The sequence below is a fragment of the Pseudoxanthomonas sp. X-1 genome (assembly GCF_020042665.1).
In the GTDB taxonomy this organism is placed as follows: domain Bacteria; phylum Pseudomonadota; class Gammaproteobacteria; order Xanthomonadales; family Xanthomonadaceae; genus Pseudoxanthomonas_A; species Pseudoxanthomonas_A spadix_A.
This window is the reverse complement of sequence record NZ_CP083376.1, coordinates 2598995-2616092: the sequence shown is the minus strand read 5'-3', so window position 1 is coordinate 2616092 and position 17098 is coordinate 2598995. Positions and strand designations below refer to the sequence as shown.

Annotated in this window: 13 protein-coding genes and 1 tRNA gene; 8 read left to right on the top strand and 6 right to left on the bottom strand. The window is 70.5% G+C overall.

Annotated elements, in window-relative coordinates:
• Positions 1-70: 70 nt before the first annotated feature.
• Positions 71-145, top strand: a tRNA-Val gene (locus LAJ50_RS11565).
• 91 nt (positions 146-236) lie between these two features.
• On the opposite strand, the gene LAJ50_RS11560 is transcribed toward LAJ50_RS11565, so the two are convergent.
• Positions 237-1247: a LysR family transcriptional regulator gene (locus tag LAJ50_RS11560; RefSeq protein ID WP_130553174.1), complete on the bottom strand. Its 1011-nt coding sequence runs from the start codon at positions 1245-1247 to the stop codon at positions 237-239.
• 128 nt (positions 1248-1375) lie between these two features.
• On the opposite strand from LAJ50_RS11560, the gene LAJ50_RS11555 reads away from it, so the two are divergent.
• From LAJ50_RS11555 to LAJ50_RS11530, 6 genes are all read left to right on the top strand, one after another.
• A complete protein-coding gene (locus LAJ50_RS11555) occupies positions 1376-1603 on the top strand; it encodes a hypothetical protein (protein ID WP_130553173.1) in 228 nt (75 codons plus the stop codon).
• A gap of 5 nt (positions 1604-1608) precedes the next feature.
• Positions 1609-2403 carry an SDR family NAD(P)-dependent oxidoreductase gene (locus LAJ50_RS11550; RefSeq protein WP_224096575.1) on the top strand — a complete coding sequence of 265 codons (795 nt, stop codon included), beginning with the start codon at positions 1609-1611 and terminating at the stop codon, positions 2401-2403.
• A 49-nt stretch (positions 2404-2452) separates the two neighbouring features.
• On the top strand, positions 2453-3661 hold the full coding sequence (locus tag LAJ50_RS11545) for an efflux RND transporter periplasmic adaptor subunit (RefSeq protein ID WP_130553171.1): 1209 nt from the start codon (positions 2453-2455) through the stop codon (positions 3659-3661).
• A 173-nt stretch (positions 3662-3834) separates the two neighbouring features.
• Positions 3835-7017, top strand: coding sequence for a multidrug efflux RND transporter permease subunit (locus tag LAJ50_RS11540; protein WP_138651615.1), 3183 nt, complete (start codon positions 3835-3837; stop codon positions 7015-7017).
• A gap of 39 nt (positions 7018-7056) precedes the next feature.
• Complete coding sequence (locus LAJ50_RS11535) at positions 7057-7803, top strand: SDR family oxidoreductase (protein ID WP_138651617.1); 747 nt, start codon at positions 7057-7059, stop codon at positions 7801-7803.
• Positions 7800-9290, top strand: coding sequence for an efflux transporter outer membrane subunit (locus LAJ50_RS11530; RefSeq protein ID WP_205961505.1), 1491 nt, complete (start codon positions 7800-7802; stop codon positions 9288-9290). The genes LAJ50_RS11535 and LAJ50_RS11530 overlap by 4 nt, the downstream gene beginning before the upstream one ends.
• Positions 9291-9692: 402 nt before the next feature.
• On the opposite strand, the gene wrbA is transcribed toward LAJ50_RS11530, so the two are convergent.
• From wrbA to LAJ50_RS11510, 4 genes are all read right to left on the bottom strand, one after another.
• Positions 9693-10292: an NAD(P)H:quinone oxidoreductase gene (wrbA, locus tag LAJ50_RS11525; protein ID WP_138651621.1), complete on the bottom strand. Its 600-nt coding sequence runs from the start codon at positions 10290-10292 to the stop codon at positions 9693-9695.
• A gap of 61 nt (positions 10293-10353) precedes the next feature.
• Positions 10354-10638 carry an acyl-CoA-binding protein gene (locus LAJ50_RS11520; RefSeq protein ID WP_138651624.1) on the bottom strand — a complete coding sequence of 95 codons (285 nt, stop codon included), beginning with the start codon at positions 10636-10638 and terminating at the stop codon, positions 10354-10356.
• Positions 10639-10723: 85 nt separating this feature from the next.
• Complete coding sequence (locus LAJ50_RS11515) at positions 10724-11116, bottom strand: DUF3037 domain-containing protein (protein ID WP_130553165.1); 393 nt, start codon at positions 11114-11116, stop codon at positions 10724-10726.
• Positions 11094-11870 (bottom strand): HipA family kinase, encoded by a 777-nt coding sequence (locus LAJ50_RS11510; RefSeq protein WP_138651634.1) that lies wholly within the window; start codon positions 11868-11870, stop codon positions 11094-11096. Before LAJ50_RS11510 ends, LAJ50_RS11515 begins: the two co-directional genes overlap by 23 nt.
• Positions 11871-12060: 190 nt before the next feature.
• On the opposite strand from LAJ50_RS11510, the gene LAJ50_RS11505 reads away from it, so the two are divergent.
• The gene (locus LAJ50_RS11505) at positions 12061-14541 is read left to right on the top strand and encodes a prolyl oligopeptidase family serine peptidase (protein ID WP_138651626.1); all 2481 of its coding nucleotides are present in this window, start codon (positions 12061-12063) and stop codon (positions 14539-14541) included.
• 888 nt (positions 14542-15429) lie between these two features.
• On the opposite strand, the gene LAJ50_RS11500 is transcribed toward LAJ50_RS11505, so the two are convergent.
• Positions 15430-17091 carry a DUF3300 domain-containing protein gene (locus LAJ50_RS11500; protein ID WP_224096307.1) on the bottom strand — a complete coding sequence of 554 codons (1662 nt, stop codon included), beginning with the start codon at positions 17089-17091 and terminating at the stop codon, positions 15430-15432.
• Between the last annotated feature and the right edge of the window lie 7 nt (positions 17092-17098).

Below are 17098 nucleotides of genomic sequence, written 5' to 3'. Positions count from 1 at the left end.
AAAACGGTTTGACCGATCCCGGAAGTGCCATTACTATTTGCGCCCCGATCGGCCCCAGGGCTCGCATCGAGGGCGGTTAGCTCAGCGGTAGAGCATTGCCTTCACACGGCAAGGGTCGCAGGTTCGATCCCTGCACCGCCCACCAAGTCATACGAAAAAGCCGGCCTCGCGCCGGCTTTTTCGTGCCTGTCGCGCCAGGCCGGCGCAATACCTGCGCCGGCCCGCCGCCTGTCGCCTCAGCTCAGCACTTCCTCCAGGATGCGCTTGCCATCGTGGCGCGCATCCTGTTCGGCGTCCTGCTCCTGCCCGGCCTTGGACTTCATCAGCGGGCAGTGCGCGCTCATGTAGTCGATCTCCAGGTTGAGGCGTTCGAGCAGGAAGTCGACGAAGGCGCGCACCTTGGGCGACTGCACGTGGCCGCGCGGGAAGACCGCGTTGAGCTCGTACTCGCCGCCGGTCCAGCCGGCCAGCACACGCTGCACCAGGCCAGCCTCGACGAAGGGCTTGACCATGACGTCGGCCGAGAGCAGCAGGCCCTCGCCGCACAGCAGCGCCCCCTTGAGCGCGGAGGGATCGTTGGCCACCAGGATCGGGTTGATCGCGAACTCGCGCGGCCCGTTGCCATCGTTCAGCGACCAGCTGTAGCTGTGGCCCTGGCGGTGCTTGGTCATGGCGAAGGTGCGGTGGTACTGCAGATCGTCCGGATGCAGCGGCTCGCCATGCCGCGCGATGTAGCTGTTGGCGGCGAACACCTGCGTGTACAGCACCCCCAGCTTGCGCGCGATCAGGTTGGAGTCGGGCAGGTTGCCCAGGCGCAGGGCCACATCGACCTCGCCGCCGATCAGGTCCATCGGCTCGTTGCTCAACAGCATCTCCACCCGCACTTCCGGGTGGCGAGCGTGGAACTCGCCCAGCAGCGGGGCGATCTTGTCGATGCCGATGGCGTAGGGCGCGGTGACGCGCAGCCAGCCGCGCGGGCCGGCGTGCAGCTGGCCGACGGCGCTCTCGGCCTCGGCCAGTTCGCGCGCGATGCGCTGGCAGTGCTCGTAGTAGACGTTGCCGGCCTCGGTCAGGCCGAGCTTGCGGGTGGTGCGGTGCAGGAGCTGCGCGCCCAGGCGCGTTTCCAGCTCCTGGACCTTGCGGCTGACGGTGGTCTTGGGCAGCCGCAGCGCGCTGGCGGCGCCGACGAAGCTGCCCTTCTCGACCACCTTGACGAAGATCAGGGTGTCGTTGAGATCGTGGGACATGGCTGTCCTCCTAGGCGGGGAGAGAGATTGGACCGGAGACGGGATGATTATTCCCCTAAATCTGGACTAATCAAGTCCTCCATGCAGGCCTAAGGTGGCGGCCTGTTCCGATCAACCGGCCAACCGCCATGTCTCTGCTGACCCGCCTGCGCCGCCTCCTGGCCCCCGAGAACCGTAGGAAAATGGAGATTTCACCTGTCTCCACCCTGCTACGCGCCCGGCAGGACGCGGGTTTCCGGGACTTCGCCCCCAGCCGTCGCAACCAGCTGGGCGTGGCCCGCGTGTCGCTGCGTGGCAAGCGGCGGCTGGGTCATGATTTCGGGATTATCCCTATGGTGGGAGGAAAACTCCCGTGAGTGGGATGATCAAGCCGGCGGCCCCGCTGCCCGCCTCACTCGTGCTCGGCGCCGATGGCGCCGCCGGCGCCGGCGTGGTCGCGGCGCTGATCGAGGCCGGCTGCCCGGTCATCGCCGTGGGCGCGCCGGGCGAGGTGATGGATGCGCTGGCGCAGGCCCATGGCGACGAGCCCGGCCTGCACCTGCTGCGCCAGCCGCTGCCCCTGGACGAGGCCCAGGCCGCGGCGCTGGCCGCGCAGGTGCGGGCGCACGGCGCGCCGCTGCATGCCGTGTTCGCGCACCTGTTCGCGCCCTCGACCAGCGGTCGCCTGCTGGACCAGCCGGCGACGCGGCTGGAGCAGCGCCTGTCCCACGACGTCGTGGCGCACCTGAGCGTCGCCCGCCACCTGCTGCCGCTGCTGCAGGATCGGGACGGCACCAGCCACTACGTGATGATCGGCGGGCCGGCCACCGAGTGCGGCTGGGCCGGACATGGCCATGCCTCGATCGGCTCGGCCGCGCTGCACATGCTGGCCAAGGTGCTGCACGAGGAAGCCGCGCCGCTGGGCGTGCGCGTGCAGCTGCTGGCCGTGGCCCATCCGCTGTCCACCCCGGAGAACCGCGCCCACGCCTGCGCCAACTGGCCCGATGCGCTGAGCGTGGGCCGCCGCGCCGTCGAGCTGCTGCGTCCGGCCGCGTCCGGCCGGGTCCGCGCCGTCGTGCCCTTCGACGCGGCCTGGGTGCCGCCGCCGGTGCGCACGCTGTTCGACGCCTTGCCCCGATCGTCCACCGTCTCTCCGCTTGACCTCAACCGTGGTTGAGGTCGCAACCTCGCCGCGCCTTTCCTGTTTCCCCATACGAGCATCCGTCATGAATCCTTCCCGCGCTGACTCCTTCTTCCGCGCCCGTCGCCTGTCTTCCTTCGCGCTGCTGGCCCTGTCGGTGGCGGTGATCGCCGGCTGCAACAGCAACGCCGCCGAGACCGCCGCACCGCCGCCGCCCGCGGTGAGCGTCGCCCCGGTGCTGGTCAAGCCCATCCGCCAGTGGGACGAGTTCAGCGGCCGCATCGAGGCGGTGCAGAGCGTGCAGCTGCGCCCGCGCGTGTCCGGCTACATCGAGTCGGTGAACTATCGCGAGGGCGACGAGGTCAAGGCCGGCACCGTGCTGTTCACCATCGATGCGCGCAGCTACCGCGCCGCGCTGGCCCAGGCCCAGGCCCAGCTGGCGCGCGCGCGCAGCGCCGCCAGCCAGTCCACCGGCGAGGCCGAACGCGCGCGCAAGCTGGCCGAGCAGCAGGCCATGTCCACCGAGCTGTACGAACAGCGCCGTGCCACCGCCAGCGAGGCCGCCGCCGAGGTCCAGGCCGCGCAGGCCGCGGTGGATGCCGCGCGCCTGGACCTGGAATGGACCAAGGTGCGCGCACCCATCGACGGCCGCGCCGGCCGTGCGCTGGTGACCGCCGGCAACCTGGTCGGCGCCGGCGATGCGGCCAGCGTGCTGACCACGGTGGTGTCCGACCAGGTGCAGGTGCACTTCGACGCGGACGAGACGACCTTCCTGCGCTATGCCGAACTGGCGCGCAAGGGCCAGCGGCCCAGCGGCCGCGAGGGCGGCCTGCCGGTGCAGGTGGCGCTGGTCGGCGAGGACGGCTATCCGCACGCCGGGCAGGTGGACTTCGTCGACAACCAGCTCTCGCCCGGCACCGGCACCATCCGCGTCCGCGCGCTGATGGACAACGCCGACCGCAGCCTGGTGCCCGGCCTGTACGCGCGCGTGCGCCTGCCGGGCAGCGGTGAGTTCAAGGCGATGCTGGTCGACGATGCGGCCATCCTCACCGACCAGGACCGCAAGTACGTCTACGTGGTCGACGCGCAGGGCAAGGCGCAGCGCCGCGACGTGCAGCTGGGCCGCCTGGCGGACGGGCTGCGCATCGTCAACGGCGGGCTGCAGGCTGGCGACAAGGTCGTGGTCGAAGGCGTGCAGAAGATCTTCATGCCCGGCATGCCGGTGCAGGCCAAGACCGTGGCCATGCAGCCGGCGGCCAAGCCGGCTGAGCAGCGCACCACCGCGATGAACTAGTACGGCCGGGTGGGGTGGGAGCCGCCCTGGCGGCGATCGGGCTTTCCAGGTAAGGCCCATCGCCGCATGGCGACTCCCATCTCCACCCCACAGGCAGGAATGCAAGAACGCAATGAAGTCTCTCCCCGGGAAAGGGGAGAGGGCGGCGTCGCTCACCTCAGGAACACCACCCCATGAACATTTCCAGATTCTTCATCGACCGGCCGATCTTCGCCGCCGTCCTGTCCATCGTGATCTTCGCCGCCGGCCTGATCGCGCTGCCGCTGCTGCCGACCGGCGAGTACCCCGAAGTGGTGCCGCCCTCGGTGGTGGTGCGCACGGTGTACCCCGGCGCCAACCCCAAGGTCATCGCCGAGACCGTCGCCACGCCGCTGGAGGAGCAGATCAACGGCGTCGAGAACATGATGTACCTCAAGTCGGTGGCCGGCTCGGACGGCGTGCTGCAGATGACCGTCACCTTCCGTCCCGGCACCGACGCCGACGACGCGGCGGTCAAGGTGCAGAACCGCGTGGCCCAGGCCAACGCGCGCCTGCCCGAGGACGTGCGTCGCCAGGGCGTGACCGTGCAGAAGCAGTCGCCGACCTTCCTGATGGTGGTCCACCTGACCTCGCCCAAGGGCAAGTACGACAGCCTGTACCTGCGCAACTACGCCCGCCTGCACGTCAAGGACGCACTGGCGCGCATCCAGGGCGTGGGCGATGCACAGGTGTTCGGCGGCGGCGATTACGCCATGCGCGCCTGGCTCGATCCCGAGCGCATCGCCTCGCTGGGCCTCAACGCCAGCGACGTGGTCGCCGCCATGCGCGAGCAGAACGTGCAGGTCTCCGCCGGCCAGCTCGGCGCCGAACCCATGCCCGACAGCAAGTTCCTGACCCTGATCAATGCCCAGGGCCGCCTGCGCACCGAGCAGGAGTTCGGCGACATCGTGCTCAAGACCGGCAACGACGGCCAGGTGGTGCGCCTGCGCGACGTGGCGCGGCTGGAACTGGGCGCCGGCGACTACACCCTGCGCTCGCAGCTGGACGGCAAGAACGCGGTCGGCATCGGCATCTTCCAGGCGCCGGGCGCCAATGCGCTGCAGATCCGCGATGAGGTCATCGCGACCATGGACGAGCTGACCAAGCAGTTCCCCGAGGACGTCAAGTACGAGGCGGTTTACGACACCACCATCTTCGTGCGCGATTCGATCAGCGCGGTGGTGCACACCCTGCTGGAGGCCGTGCTGCTGGTGGTGCTGGTGGTGATCCTGTTCCTGCAGACCTGGCGCGCCTCGATCATCCCGCTGATCGCCGTGCCGGTGTCGGTGGTGGGCACCTTCGCCGCGCTGTACCTGCTGGGCTTCTCGATCAACACCCTGACCCTGTTCGGCCTGGTGCTGGCGATCGGCATCGTGGTGGACGATGCGATCGTGGTGGTGGAGAACGTCGAGCGCAACATCGAGGAAGGCCTGACCCCGCTGGCCGCCGCGCACCAGGCCATGAAGGAGGTCTCCGGGCCGATCATCGCCATCGCGCTGGTGCTGTGCGCGGTGTTCGTGCCGATGGCCTTCCTGTCCGGCGTGACCGGCCAGTTCTACAAGCAGTTCGCGGTGACCATCGCCATCTCCACGGTGATCTCGGCGATCAACTCGCTGACGCTGTCGCCGGCGCTGGCCGCGCGCCTGCTCAAGGGCCACGATGCGCCCAAGGACGCGCTGTCGCGCGGCATGGAGCGGGTGTTCGGCCGCTGGGTGTTCCGCCCGTTCAACCGCTTCTTCAACCGCAGCTCGGACCGCTACCAGGGCACGGTCTCGCGCATCCTCGGCCGTCGCGGCATTGTGTTCGCGATCTACATCGGCCTGCTGCTGGCCACCGGCGTGATGTTCAAGGCGGTGCCGGCCGGCTTCATCCCGACCCAGGACAAGATGTACCTGATCGCCGGCGTGAAGCTGCCCGAAGGCGCCTCGATCGAGCGCACCGACGCGCTGCTGCGCAAGGTCTCGGACATCGCCATGCACACCGAGGGCGTGGCGCACACGATCTCCTTCCCCGGCCTCAACGCGCTGCAGTTCACCAACACGCCCAACACCGGCGTGGTGTTCCTGCCGCTCAAGCCGTTCGCCGAACGGCACCGCAGCGCGCTGGAGATCAATGCCGAGATCAACCAGAAGATCTCCTCGCTGGGCGAGGGCCTGACCTTCTCGATGATGCCGCCGCCGATTTTGGGCCTGGGCAACGGCAACGGCTACCAGATGTTCATCGAGGATCGTGGCAACCTGGGCTACGGCGCGCTGCAGAATGCGGTCAGCCAGTTCCAGGGCGCGGTGTCGCAGGTGCCGGGCATGAGCTTCCCGATCGGCACCTACCAGGCCAACGTGCCGCAGCTGGACGCGCAGGTGGACCGCACCAAGGCCAAGGCGCAGGGCGTGGCGCTGACCGACCTGTTCGATACCCTGCAGACCTACCTGGGCTCGGCCTACGTCAACGACTTCAACCAGTTCGGCCGCACCTGGCAGGTGATCGCCCAGGCCGACGCGCCGTACCGCGAGACCGTCGAGGACATCGGCCGCCTGAAGGTGCGCAACGCCGCCGGGCAGATGGTGCCGGTGGGTTCGATGGTGGACATCAAGCAGACCTACGGCCCCGATCCGGTGCTGCGCTACAACGGCTATCCGGCCGCCGACCTGGCCGGTGAGGCCGACGCGCGCGTGCTGTCCTCGGCCGAGGCGATGCAGAAGCTGACCGACCTGGCCGCCCAGGTGCTGCCCAACGGCATGCACATCGAATGGACCGACCTGAGCTACCAGCAGGCCAGCCAGGGCAAGGCGGCGATGGTGGTGTTCCCGCTGGCGGTGATGCTGGCCTTCCTGGTGCTGGCCGCGCTGTACGAAAGCTGGACCCTGCCGCTGGCGGTGATCCTGATCGTGCCCATGACGCTGCTGTCCGCGCTGTTCGGCGTGTGGCTCAGCGGCGGCGACAACAACGTGTTCGTGCAGGTCGGCCTGGTGGTGCTGATGGGCCTGGCGTGCAAGAACGCGATCCTGATCGTCGAGTTCGCCCGCGAGCTGGAGTTGGGCGGCAAGGGCATCGTCGAGTCCGCCCTGGAAGCCTGCCGCCTGCGTCTGCGCCCGATCGTGATGACCTCCATCGCCTTCATCGCCGGCACCGTGCCGCTGGTGTTCTCGCATGGCGCCGGTGCCGAGGTGCGCGCGGCCACGGGCGTGACGGTGTTCGCCGGCATGCTGGGGGTGACCCTGTTCGGCCTGTTCCTGACCCCGGTGTTCTACGTGGCACTGCGCAAGCTGTCCGGCCGTCAGCTGGTCCACCACGACGCGGCCCCGGCCCTGGCGCAGACCCATCCGCAAAGCGTGCACTGAGCGCGTCCTTCCTTCTCGTTTCCACCACGGAGCTATGACATGAACACTTCCCAGAAGATCGCGCTGGTCACCGGCGCCACCCGCGGCATCGGCGCCGAGACCGTGCGCCAGCTGGCCCAGGCTGGCGTGCATGTGATCCTGGCCGGCCGCAACCAGGAGGCCGCGGCGCAGGCCGCGAAGACGCTGCAGGCCGAAGGCCTGTCGGTCGAGGCGCTGCAGCTGGACGTCACCGACACGGCCAGCATCACCGCCGCGGTGCAGGCCGTGCAGGGCCGCCACGGCAAGCTGGACATCCTGGTCAACAACGCCGGCATCGTCGCCGACGAGAGCGGCAAGCCGCCTTCGGAACAGTCGCTGCAGACCTGGCGCAAGACCTTCGACACCAACCTGTTCGGCCTGGTCGAGACCACCCAGGCGTTCCTGCCGCTGATCAAGGCCTCCGACGCCGGCCGCATCGTCAACGTGTCCAGCGCGCTGGGCTCGCTGACCCTGCACAGCGACCCGGACTCCTTCATCTACCACTTCAAGATCCCGGCCTACGACGTGTCCAAGAGCGCGGTCAACGCCTGGACCATCCACCTGGCCTACGAGCTGCGCGACACGCCGGTCAAGGTCAACACCGTCCATCCGGGCTACGTGAAGACCGAGATGAACTACAGCGACGGCGAGCAGCGCGGCGAGATCGACGTGCCCGAAGGCGCCAAGACCAGCGTGCAGATGGCGCTGATCGGCGCCGACGGCCCGACCGGAAGTTTCACCTACCTGGGACAGGTGCTGCCATGGTGAGGAATGTGTTGGGCATCGGCGTCGCCTCGGCGCTGCTGGCCGCGTGCACGGTCGGGCCGGACTACGTGCGTCCCGACGCGCCGCGCGCCGAGACCTTCGTGCAGGCGCCGGCGACCGCGCAGGTCGCCGGTGGCGAGACCACGGCCGAGCGCGAGTTCTGGCGCGCGTTCGACGATCCGCAGCTGTCCACGCTGGTCGAACGCGCGCTGCTGCAGAACCACGATGTGCGCATCGCCCTGGCGCGCTACGACCAGGCCCGCGCGCTGTCCCGCGACGCCAGCTACGCGCGGCTGCCGCAGCTGGACGCCAATGCGCAGGCCGAGCGCGTGCGCAGCAGCGCCGACCAGGCGCCGGGCGTGGACCGCGATGGGCGCGATACGCACAACTACGTCGGTGGCCTGGGCGTGAGCTGGGAGCTGGATCTGTTCGGCCGCCTGCGTCGCGCCAGCGAGGCCAGCCATGCCGATGCGCAGGCCGCCTCGGCCGACCTGGCCGCCATGCAGGTGGCCATCGCCGCCAGCGTGGCGCAGGGCTGGTTCGAGCTGCGCGGACTGCAGGCGCAGCTGGACATCGCCCGCGAGAACGCCGCCACGCAGGAGCGCACCCTCAAGCTGCTGCAGGCGCGCACGGAGGCCGGCTTCAGCGACGCCTTCGACGTCGACCGCGGCCGCGCGCAGCTGGAAGCCACGCTGGCGCGGATTCCCTCGCTGGAAGCGGCCGAGGCCGTGGCGGCCAACCGCATCGCGGTGCTGGTGGGCGCCACGCCCGAGTCGATGGCGGCCGAGCTGATGACCAGCGGCGCGTTGCCGACGCTGCCGGCGGCGCCGCTGCCGGGCACGCCGTCGGATCTGCTGCGTCGGCGGCCGGACGTGGCCGCCGCCGAGCGTCGGGTGGCCGCGGCCACCGCGCGCGTGGGCGTGGCCACGGCGGATCTGTTCCCGCGCTTCAGCCTGGGGGCGCTGTTCGGCACGCAGGCCTTGGGCAGCGGCGCGCTGTTCGCCCGTGACAGCGAGACGCGCGTGCTGTCGCTGGGTCTGGACGGCGGCTTCCTCAACGTCGGACGGGTGCGTGCGCGTATCGCCGCGGCCAACGCCCAGAGCGCGCAGGACCTGGCCGCCTACCAGCAGACCGTGCTGCGCGCGCTGGAGGACACCGAGAACGCGCTGGTGCGCGTGGACCGCAGCCGCACCGAGCTGGCGCACCTGGACCAGGCGGCGCAGGCCGGCACGCGCGCGGCACAGGTCGCGCGCCTGCGGCTGGACAACGGCGCGATCGACACGCTGGACATGCTCGAAGCCGAGCGCACGCGCTTGGAAAGCCAGGACGCGGCGGTCCAGGGGCGCGTCCGCAGCGGCGTGGCGATGGTGCAGCTGTACGCCGCGCTGGCCGGCGGCTGGCCCGAGTACGTCGCGGCCGAAAGCCTGCCGCCGCCGTCGCCCGGTACGGCGGCCGGGGCGCGGGCGGTGGCGCTGCAGGATGTGCGTTGACCCGGGTTTGCGGTGGGCGACGCTGATGCAGGCCACTGTGCGGTCTTGAATCGCGGCGTTCAGGCGTGTTGTCTGGTGCGCTAGCGCGGGTGCGGGTGCGGGTGCGGAGGCGAGGAGGGCGGCGGCACCATGTGGGACCCGCCATGGCGGCGAGTGGCTTTACCGGGAGAGCCTCATCGCCGCCATGGCGGCTCCCACGACAGCAAGCGCCGGAATGACTGCCACGCGCGGCGGTATCGCCGGGTCGGGAAACAGCGCCTCCCCTTTCGCGTAGCGAAGGGGGAGGTTGGGGGGCTTTTGCTCATGCCTTTTGTCTTTCCGCGAAAAGCGACCCATCCCCTCAGTTGCCAGCCGCGACTTCGACCTCCCCTTGGCCTGCGGCCAAAGTGAGGGGTAAATCACTCAGCCATGCAGCTTGATCGCCGTCTGCGCCACGCGGCGGCCCTGGTAGCGGGCGCCGTCCAGGTCGATCTTCGAGGGCTGGCGTGCGCCGTCGCCGCCGGCCAGGGTGGTGGCGCCATAGGGCGCGCCGCCGACGACCTCGTCCAGCGTCATCATTTCCTTGAAGCCATAGTCCACGCCGACCACCACCATGCCGAAGTGCAGCAGGTTGGTGATGATCGAGAACAGCGTGGTCTCCTGGCCGCCGTGCTGGGTGGCGGTGGAGGTGAACGCCGCGCCGACCTTGCCGTGCAGCGCGCCCTTGGCCCACAGGCCGCCGGCCTGGTCGAGGAAGTTGGCCATCTGCGAGGCCATGCGACCGAAGCGGGTGCCCACGCCGATCACGATGGCGTCGTACTGCGCCAGTTCGTCGACCTGGGCAATGGGCGCGGCCTGGTCGAGCTTGTAATGCGAGGCCTTGGCGACGTCCTCGGGCACCAGCTCGGGCACGCGCTTGATGTCCACCTGCGCGCCGGCATCGCGTGCGCCTTCGGCCACGGCCTGGGCCATGGTTTCGATATGCCCATAGGCGGAGTAGTACAGGACGAGGACCTTGGCCATGGCACGCGACTCGCTTTGCGAAAGGAGCGCGGACCGTAGCAGGGGGAAGTTTCAGGTCACGTCATCGCCGTGTCGCGACGCCGGCCTCGTCGAGCAGCTCGCGTACCAGCGTCACATAACGGCGCTGCGCGAGATCCTGCGGGGTCCCGCGCAGGCGCTCCCAGGCCTCGTACTTGGCGCTGCCGACGTAATCGAAGAAGCCGGGCTTGTTGCCGTGCACGTCGCCTTCGGTGCCCTGCTTGTACAGGCCGTACAGGCGCAGCAGGGTGTCGTTGTCGGGCCGCTCGGGCAGGGTCTGGATGTCCAGGGTGGCCTGCTCGAACTCGGTAACGGCGGTCTGGGCCATGGCGCCCGCTTCCAGGGTGGGGAGCGCGCGATCTGAGCACGCCCGCCCGCGCCGGTCACGTTGCGCTGCACAGCGCGCGCCGTTTCTAGCGCGGCACGCGCACCATGCGCTGCAGCAGATGTTCGACGAGGTCCTCGGGCCGGGTGGTGCGGCCCACGTGCGTGGGCGAGACCTGGACGATGGCGCTGCGCCGGGCGGTGAGGAAGTGGAAACGCGCGCGCGGCGGCAGCTGCGCCACCGGGCCGGCGCCCGCATCGCCGCGGCACACCGCCACCAGCGCGTCCAGCCAGGCGCGCGTGGTCTCCAGGTCCAGCGCCGGGGCGAAGGCGCGCAGGCGCGGCTCGTCGATCTCCACCGCGGCCTGCAGCTGGCGCGCGCCGGGGCAGGAGACGATCACCCCGACGTTGATGAACTCCTCGCGCTCCACCCGCGGCACCACGCGGATGACCGCATAGTCATACGTGTGCAGCGTGGGCATCGATGGCCTCCTGCACGAAGGCGGCGCGCGCGTCGCGCCGCCGCTTGAGGTAGTCGACATAGGCCTGGCGATGCGCGGCCACGTCCGCGAAGAACGGCTCGCCCTCCAGCCAGGCGTCGGGTACGGCCGCGGCGATGCGCTCGATCAGCGCATCGGTCAGCCGCGGCGCCAGTTCGGCATCGGCCTGCGCGATATGGTCGGCGAAGGGCAGCAGCACGTGGTCGCGGATCAGCACGAACGGGCGCTCGCAGGCCTGGCCGGCGTGCTCCCAGTCGTGGTGGAAGTACAGCGCCGCGCCGTGATCGATCAGCCAGGGCCGGCGATGCCAGACCATCAGGTTGGGATTGCGCGCGGTGCGGTCGACGTTGCTGATGAAGGCGTCGAACCAGACGATGCGCGAGGCCAGCTGCGCCTCGACCGCCATCGCCGCCGGGTCGTAGTTGAGCGCGCCGGGCAGGTAGTCCAGGCCCAGGTTGAGGCCTTCGCTGGCGCGGATCAGGTCCTGGATCTCCGGATCGGGCTCGGTGCGGGCGAACTCGCGGTCCAGCTCGACCAGAGCGATCTCGGGCACCGGCAGGTCCAGCGCGCGCGCCAGCTCGCCGGCGATGAGCTCGGCGACCAGCGCCTTGGGGCCTTGCCCGGCGCCACGGAACTTGAGCACATACATCCCGTCGTCGTCGGCCTCCACCACGGCGGGCAGCGAGCCGCCTTCGCGCAGCGGAGTGACGTAGCGCGTGGCGTGGACGGTCTTCAGGGGCAGGGGGGCGAGCGACATGGCCGGCAAGCCTAGCCGATGGACCGCGATTCGGGGGAAGGCCGCACGTTGCGGCCAGGCCACCGGGCCTGACTTTCGGCCCAGGGGAGGCGCGCCAGGCCGGTGCTAGAGTCGGGCGGCTGCGTGGCATCGCTGCGCGGCAGCGTCCTTTTCGCCCTCGGGGAATGACATGCAGCTTCAAGGAAAGCGCTGGTCCACGGCGCTCGCCGCCGGCCTGATCGGCCTCTGCGCCACCGGCCCGGCCCTGGCCGGCTACGACGCGCCGCCCGAACACCTGCTCAAGGTGCTCAAGGCGCCGCCGCCGCCGACGCCCAGCGTCGATCCCACCGGCCAGCGCCTGCTGCTGACCACCGCGCAGACCTATCCGTCCATCGAGCGCGTCGCGCGGCCGTACTACAAGCTGGCCGGCGTGCGCCTGGAGCCGGCCAACCGCAGCCGCCACGACACCCAGGCCGGCTACGGCATCCCCGCCTGCGTGGCCGATTTCACCCTGGTGGACATTGCCAGCGGCCAGACCCGCAAGGTCGCGCTGCCCGCCGGCGCCTGCCCGGGCACGGCGATGTGGTCGCCGGACGGCACCCGGTTTGCCTTCCAGAACGTCACCCCGACCACGGTCGAGCTGTGGCTGGGCGATGCGCGCAGCGGCCAGGCGCGCCCGGTGCCGGGCGTGGCGCTCAACCCGATCTTCAACAGTGCCGTGCAGTGGCTGGACGGCAGCAGGACGCTGCTGGTCAAGCGCGTGCCGGCCGGGCAGGGCCCCGCGCCGGTCGACGATGGCGCCTCCGGCCCGGACATCCAGCAGTCGCTGGGCGGGCAGGGCGAGAGCAGCACCTACGAGGCGCGCGATACGCTCAAGAGCCCGCTGGACGAGGCGCGCTTCGTCTACTACGGCACCTCGCAGCTGGCGGTGGTCGATGCGGCCAGCGGCCAGGTGCGCGATGTCGGCGCCCCGGCGATCTACGACGACGTCGACGGCGCGCCCGATGGCGTGCATGTGCGCACCGAGGCGATCCAGGCGCCGTACTCGCACGCGGTGACCTACCAGCGCTTCGCCCGCGACGTGGCGGTGCTGGACGTGTCCAGCGGCAAGTCCACGCTGATCGCGCGGCTGCCGCTGGCCGACCGCGTGCCGGTGCACGGCGTGCCCGAAGGCCCGCGCGAGTTCGGCTGGCGCGCCACCGAGCCGGCCACGCTGCTCTACGCCGAGGCGCTGGACAAGGGCGACTGGAACGTCACCGTGCCGCATCGCGACCGCGTGCTGATGCGCAAGGCACCATTCACCGCCGCGCCGGTGGAGGTCACGCGCACCGCGCAGCGCTTCTCCGGCTATGCCTTCACCGCGCAGCCGGGGGTGTCGTTCCTGTTCGAGTCCGACGAGAACCGGCACTGGCAGACCACGCGCATCGTGGACATCGACAAGCCGGGTGATCAGGGCCGCGTGCTGTGGGACATGTCCAGCGACGAGCTGTACAAGGACCCGGGCATGTTCGTGTACCGGCGCCTGCCCAATGGCGCGGTCGTGGTGCGCCAGGACGGCAACCGCGTGTTCCTGCGCGGGCAGGGCGCCTCGCCGCAGGGCGACCGGCCGTTCCTGGACCGGCTGGACCTGGACTCGCTGAAGAGCGAGCGCCTGTTCCGCAGCGGCAGCGACGACTACGATCAGTTCCTCGGCTTCACCGCCAGCTCGGGCCAGTTCCTGACCTGGCACCAGTCGCTGATGGATCCGCCCAACGCCTACCTGCGCACGCTGGGCCAGCCGCTGGCCGACGCGCCCGAAGGCGAGGCGCAGTTCGCCTCGCAGGCCAGCGCGCTGACCCATCTGCCCGACCCGACGCCGGAAGTGCGCCAGATCAAGAAGCGCCTGGTCACCTACAAGCGCGCCGACGGGCTGGACCTGTCCTTCACCCTCTACACCCCGCCCGGCTACAAGGAGGGCACGCGCCTGCCGGCGGTGCTGTACGCGTATCCGGCCGACTTCGCCTCCAGCGCCCAGGCTGGGCAGGTGAGTGGTTCGCAGAACACCTTCACCCGCCTGCCGTACTACCGCCTGCTGCTGCTGGCCGGCTACGCGATCATCGACAACGCCAGCTTCCCCATCGTCGGCGATCCCAAGACCGCCTACGACACCTACCTGGAGCAGCTCACCGCCGACGCCAAGGCGGCGGTGGACAAGGCGGTGGAACTGGGCGTGGTCGATCGCGACCGCATCGGCGTCACCGGCCACAGCCACGGCGCGCTGATGACCGCCAACCTGATCGCGCACACCGACCTGTTCCGCGCCGGCATGGCCACCAGCGGCTCGTACAACAAGACCTTCACTCCGTTTGGCTTCCAGAACGAGCGCCGCTCGCTGTGGCAGGCCCGCGACGTGTACCTGAAGGCCTCGCCGTACTTCTATGCCGACAAGATCAAGCGCCCGCTGCTGCTGATGCACGGCGAGGACGACGCCAACCCCGGCACCGAGCCGTTCCAGTCGATCAAGCTCTACCAGGCCATCCGCGGCAACGGCGGCACCGCTCGCCTGGTCATGCTGCCGCACGAGCCGCACTGGTACACCGCCCTGGAGTCCAACGCCCAGGAGGTCTACGAGATGCTCAACTGGTTCGACACCTACGTGAAGCCCGCCAAGCCGGTGACGCCGGCGAAGTAGCCGGCGACTGCGGCAGCGTTGAGACGAAGGCGGCATCGAGCGATGCCGCCTTCGTTGTTTTTGGCTCTTCGTTGAAGCGCGGCGTGGGGGCACGGACTTCGCCAACCAGCCTCGACCTGGCCGGGCGCGGCTCCTCGGCTCGATCCGCCATCCAGGCCGCCTCTGAGATGGGTTGGATTGACCGCGCTTCATGCTGCGGTGGGAGCAACTGTCTCCTCAACTCCAGCAGCCGCCCGTCTGTAGAGCGGAGCTCGCTCCGCTGGGGCCTTCCCCACGAACCGAACGAAGAGCAGCGGAGCGAGCTCCGCTCTACAGGTGGGAGCGCCATGGCGGCGATGAGGCTCTACCGGGGAAGCCCCATCGCCGCCATGGCGGCTCCCACAGGGATGGGGGGATTCGCAAAGACTGATCGCACCTGCTGCTGCTACGAACCGTCCATGCTCTCGCTCTCTGCCTAACCGGCCAGATCGAGGCCCCGGCTGATGGATCGGAACGCCTTTCGACTTTCGATCCGAAGTCCTCGGCGTGATGCGCGCAGCAGCGGTCCGGCGGGCGGGGGCCGCGCCTAGCGAGGCAGGATGCCGAGCGCCCGAATCAGGGCAGGATGCCCTGATTGAGGGAAAAGCGGCCCCCGCCCGCCGGACCGCTGCCCTTCCGAAGCCAAGACGCTCAACTGCAACGCGACCTCAGGATCGCGAGAAAAGCCTGCTCTCGGTGCACCGAGCGAAAGTCCCTGGGTTCCCGCGTTCGCGGGAACGACGAGAGGGCATTAAAGGCGGGGCAGATGATCTGACAAGGAAAAAGCAGCCTCCGCACGCCGGACCGCCGCGCCTCCGAAGTCTAGGCGCGCAGGCGCCGCGATCCCTCGATCAGACGAGGCGCCTGCGCTCAGCCATGCTCGTGATGCCGCTTGTTGTCGTGCGGCGGGAGCGGACGGTTGCCGGCATGGTCGTTGCCATGCTGCGGCGGGCGCGGCATCCGGGCCGGGAACGACCGCTCGCTCTGGCGGCCCGCCCAGGCCGGCGGCGGCATGCGCATCGGCTGTTCGGGGCGCGGCTCGGCGCGCGGTGGCGCCGGACGCGCGTTCTCCCAGCGCGGCATCGGCGCCGGCGCACGCGCGCTGGCGGCCAGGGGCGCGAACGACGCCGGCGCCTCGTGCCGCGCGTGCCGTTCGTCGCCCGGCCCCGGACGGCTCATCGACGCCGCGCGCGCCATGTCCATCCGCGCCTGTTGAGGCGCAGGTGTGTTGATCGCGAATGCACGCGGCGCCGGCATGGGCACATGCGGCGGCGGGTTGCCATGGAACCCCGCCAGACGCTCGCCAGCGGGAACGGGCGGGGTCGGCGCCGCCGGACGCGGCGCGCTGAACCTGGCCGGCAGCGCCTGTGCCATCCCGGATATGGCCGGCGGCGCATGTACCGGCTGCCCGGCCTGCCACATGGCGCGATTGAAGTGCGGCATCGCCATGGCCGTCCCGGGCGCGGGCGCGCCGAAATGCTGCGGCGCGCCGACCAGCGTGCCGTTGTTGTTGATCACCGTCGCATGGCCATGCAGGTCGTAATGGATGTTCTGCACCGTCGTGCGCTGGTTGTCGATGTGCTGGACGACCACTGGCGGTGGCGCGAAGCGCTGCTGCCGGTAAGCGACGTAAGGCGGGATGCCGGGCGGCGCATGCCAGGCCACGCCCCAGGCCTGCCAGCCCCAGGGCGGCGGCGGAGGCGGCGGCGGGCCGCCCCAGCCGCCGTGGAAGCCGTTGCCGACCAGCACGCCCAGCCCGAAGGACACCACGCCGGTGGCCAGCAGGTCGCCCGTGCTCCAGGCCGGCGGCGGCCGGTAGCCATACACCCGGTGGACGTAGAGCGGCTCGCCATAGACCACATCCGGGTCGTAGCGCGGCACATAGACCCGCTCGGGCTCGGCCGGCTCGATGATGATGGTGGTCGGGGGCGGAGGCACGACGGTCGCCACCGTGCCGGCCGGGACCGCCTCGGTGCGGACCACGCGGACACGCTGCTGGGCGGTGTCGCGCAGGTGGCCCGAGGCCTGCGCCCGCTGGCGCATCACCTGCACCGCATCGAGCACGTCGCCGGGTTCGGCCGCGTAGGCCTGGCCCAGTGCCGTGGTCCAGGGCAGGTTGCCGGCCAGCTGGTCCATCACATCGGGGAACTGGGTCAGCGCCTTGACGCCCGGATCCCAGGGCTGCGCGTTGGCCGCCTGCATCCTGGCCTCCGGCGACAGGCCGGCCTGGTCGTGCAGCCACTGGTCGGCCTGGGTGACCTGCACCGGATAGACCGACGCGGCCAGGGTCTGGGCCACCAGACGATCGGGGAACAGCGCGATCGGCGCGACCAGGCGATACAGCGTCTGCGCATCGGGCAGGGACGCGGCCGGTGCCGGCGCGGCGGCGGGCGGCAGCGCGGCCTGCGCCGGCGGCGCCGGGGCGGCGGTCTCGGTCTGCGGACAGCCACTCAGCGTGGCGGCCACCGCGAGCGCCAGCAGGGCGGGGACGCGCGGTACGCGCGCGGGGGAGGTGGGACGGACGGCACGCATGATGCAG

Coding starts and splice junctions, on each gene's coding strand:
- LAJ50_RS11560 (WP_130553174.1), bottom strand. CDS start 1,247: ATGTCCCACGATCTCAACGACACCCTGATCTTCGTCAAGGTGGTCGAG.
- LAJ50_RS11505 (WP_138651626.1), top strand. CDS start 12,061: ATGCAGCTTCAAGGAAAGCGCTGGTCCACGGCGCTCGCCGCCGGCCTG.
- LAJ50_RS11540 (WP_138651615.1), top strand. CDS start 3,835: ATGAACATTTCCAGATTCTTCATCGACCGGCCGATCTTCGCCGCCGTC.
- LAJ50_RS11550 (WP_224096575.1), top strand. CDS start 1,609: ATGATCAAGCCGGCGGCCCCGCTGCCCGCCTCACTCGTGCTCGGCGCC.
- LAJ50_RS11535 (WP_138651617.1), top strand. CDS start 7,057: ATGAACACTTCCCAGAAGATCGCGCTGGTCACCGGCGCCACCCGCGGC.
- LAJ50_RS11555 (WP_130553173.1), top strand. CDS start 1,376: ATGTCTCTGCTGACCCGCCTGCGCCGCCTCCTGGCCCCCGAGAACCGT.
- LAJ50_RS11515 (WP_130553165.1), bottom strand. CDS start 11,116: ATGCCCACGCTGCACACGTATGACTATGCGGTCATCCGCGTGGTGCCG.
- LAJ50_RS11545 (WP_130553171.1), top strand. CDS start 2,453: ATGAATCCTTCCCGCGCTGACTCCTTCTTCCGCGCCCGTCGCCTGTCT.
- LAJ50_RS11500 (WP_224096307.1), bottom strand. CDS start 17,091: ATGCGTGCCGTCCGTCCCACCTCCCCCGCGCGCGTACCGCGCGTCCCC.
- LAJ50_RS11520 (WP_138651624.1), bottom strand. CDS start 10,638: ATGGCCCAGACCGCCGTTACCGAGTTCGAGCAGGCCACCCTGGACATC.
- wrbA (WP_138651621.1), bottom strand. CDS start 10,292: ATGGCCAAGGTCCTCGTCCTGTACTACTCCGCCTATGGGCATATCGAA.